We start from the raw sequence: 662 nt of genomic DNA, 5'->3' as shown, positions 1-662 counted from the left end.
AAATCAATCGATTGTTGAATGGTATGTTGGTGACTACCTGCTCAATCTTGGTGATGACGAATTAAGGTCGTTTTTCAATCAGTTACTCGGTAAGAAGGCATAAACTTATCAATATGCGAGCTTACTAACACGCCATACGTGACACTTCATGTATTCTTAATTGAAGCGAAGAAGAGGATTTATCAATGTCAAAAAGCTCCAAGCTTCAGAATGAAGACAAACTGGTTAAAAAGGCACTAGAGATTGGTGGGAAGATGGCGAAGCTACAAGGCTTTGATCTCCCACAGTCACCACAGCCTCTAAGAGTAAAAGCGATTTACCTATTCTTGGTCGATGCCAAACAGATCACGCCACTACCGGAAAGCAAGCTAGATGGCGCAAGCATCAAACACCGGCTGGCAGTATGGATACACAGTGCGTTGCCAGACAACGACCCTCTAAAGTAAAAACCTCAAGAAGTTACATAGGTCATTAATTCACAAGGCGAGCCAAATGGTTCGCCTTTTACTTTTTGGTGTTAGTAGCCGTTGGGATTGTCGATCACATAAACCCAACCTCCATCCACATAATGCATCACCTCTAAGGCCGTTCCTTGGATGTTTTGACCTTGCAAAGCGTTCGATATTTCCCAATCTGAGCGTACCATGGCAACGTCCCCGTTA

Annotated in this window: 1 protein-coding gene and 1 pseudogene; one reads left to right on the top strand and one right to left on the bottom strand. The window is 43.7% G+C overall.

All coding sequences use genetic code 11. From position 1 onward, the window contains the following. Window positions 1-185 precede the first annotated feature (185 nt). A complete protein-coding gene (locus R7R78_RS26905; protein WP_025557554.1) occupies window positions 186-446 on the top strand; it encodes a DUF5062 family protein in 261 nt (86 codons plus the stop codon). Window positions 447-517: 71 nt separating this feature from the next. Here R7R78_RS26905 and R7R78_RS26900 read toward each other — a convergent pair. Continuing rightward, window positions 518-662, bottom strand: a pseudogene (locus R7R78_RS26900) (DUF4440 domain-containing protein); the annotation flags it as partial.

Source organism: Vibrio sp. 2134-1, assembly GCF_033339495.1.
The sequence above is the reverse complement of the archived record's forward strand: the minus strand, read 5'-3'. Positions and strand labels throughout refer to the sequence as shown.

Bases quoted from the DNA above. Each gene is read 5' to 3' on its own strand.
- R7R78_RS26905 (WP_025557554.1), top strand. From the start codon at position 186: ATGTCAAAAAGCTCCAAGCTTCAGAATGAAGACAAACTGGTTAAAAAG.